2 protein-coding genes are annotated in these 1,553 nt (G+C 64.6%); one reads left to right on the top strand and one right to left on the bottom strand.

The features are described from left to right. On the bottom strand, positions 1–292 hold a 292-nt coding region (locus FBR05_15275; GenBank protein MDL1873541.1), incomplete at its 3' end, for a hypothetical protein. Here FBR05_15275 and FBR05_15280 point away from each other — a divergent pair. After that, a complete protein-coding gene (locus tag FBR05_15280; protein MDL1873542.1) occupies positions 264–1,346 on the top strand; it encodes a universal stress protein in 1,083 nt (360 codons plus the stop codon). The two genes, FBR05_15275 and FBR05_15280, sit on opposite strands and share 29 nt — an antisense overlap. Positions 1,347–1,553 lie beyond the last annotated feature (207 nt).

The following is a 1,553-nucleotide window of genomic DNA, read 5'->3' on the forward strand; positions in this document are numbered from 1 at the left end:
CCAAAGCCGCCCCGGTGGCGAGCCCCATCACGAAGGCGAAAAACACGCCCCGCTTCCAGGAGGAGCCCGGGTGCCGCTCGTGGAACAGAGCCACATAGACCAGCGCCAGCAGCACCCCTCCGACGAAGAAGAGGAAGTAACCGGTCATCCCCCCGCCCGTCGACTGTCCGAGGGTCTTGGCCCAATTCAAAAAGGGCATCCCGAGCCGGCTGGCGGCGAATCCCAAAAAGGTCATCGCCAGAGTGGCGACGAAGCCCGCCAGCATGGCCCGCGTCAAGGATCGTCGGCGCATATTTCCTCCTTCGCTTTCATTCTACGTCCGGCAAATCCGCGCCACAATGGGCCCCGGGGGCGGTGACGGTCGCCCGCGTCAAAATTTCCCCCAAAAATGGGGCCGGAAATTTTTGACGCAGCTTTCGCTTTTCTTGGGCCGAAAGCTGAGTCATGATTCCCCCATGACCGTCCTGAAAAACATCCTGGTAGGAGTCGATTTTTCCGAACCTAGCCGCCGCGCCCTGAAGCGCGCCGGGGCCTTGGCGCGGGTCTGGGGCGCCCCGCTGGCCGTCGTCCACGTCCTCAAAGAGCATCCCTATGAGGCCTCGCTCAACCCCATCGCCCTGCTGGAGATGCTGGGCGAGACGGAGGAGGGCCTGACGCGGCGCTTGAGCGAGTTTACCCGCGAGGTGCTCGGCGAGGAGCTCTCCGTCGAGACCGAACTGCGGGTGGGGGTGCCGGACCGCGACCTGATCGCCGAGGCCAACGAGCGCGGCGCCGGGCTGATCGTCCTGGGTGGCCACGGCAAGAGCGCACTGCAGCGATTCTTTCTCGGCAGCCTGACCGAGACCTTGGCGGCGCACTCGCCGATCCCGGTCTGGGTGGAGCGGGGGGAGGGGGTCGACGTCTTGCGCAAGGTGGTGCTGCCTACGGATCTTTCGCCGCGCTCGCGCCGCGGGGTCTTGGTGGGGCTTGATTGGGCGCGCCGGCTCTCGCTGCCCGTGGTCCTGTTGCATGTCGCGGAGACGCGCTTTTTGCCGCCGCGCAGTCTCTTGGAATCCGTCAGCCTCGAGGAGAAGATCTTGGAGATGGCGCAGGGGCCCTTCGAGGCCTTCGCCGCGGAGCTTCCCTTGCAAGGCCTCGAGGTCGACCGCGAGCTGCGCGTCGGCCATGCCACCGAGGAGGTCGAGACCTTGCTTCGCGCCGAGCCCGGGGCGCTCTTGATCCTCTCCACTCGCGGGCGCAGTGCGCCGCCGACTCGGCGGATGGGGTCGGTCGCCCACCAACTCTTGCGCCATGCGCCGGGGCCTACCTTGCTGGTGCCGCCGGACACCTTGGACGCGCCTTTCTAACCTATCTCAGTCAGTCTTCGCGTTCATTTTGTTTCTTTATGCGGCTTTTTTCTTTTGCCGCGTCCGCCCCTAGCCGGGGGCGATATGTCCCAGCGGGACACGGCCGGACCCCCTTGTATCTTGAAAAGAGCCTAAATTAAGTCACAAACAAGGGAATCCGAGTGAGAAAGAGAAAGGACAACCTGCCTGTCCCCCTGGGTCTTAAGA

Source organism: Deltaproteobacteria bacterium PRO3 (genome assembly GCA_030263375.1).
GTDB lineage: Bacteria > UBA10199 > UBA10199 > DSSB01 > DSSB01 > DSSB01.

Coding starts and splice junctions, on each gene's coding strand:
- FBR05_15280 (MDL1873542.1), top strand. CDS start 264: ATGGCCCGCGTCAAGGATCGTCGGCGCATATTTCCTCCTTCGCTTTCA.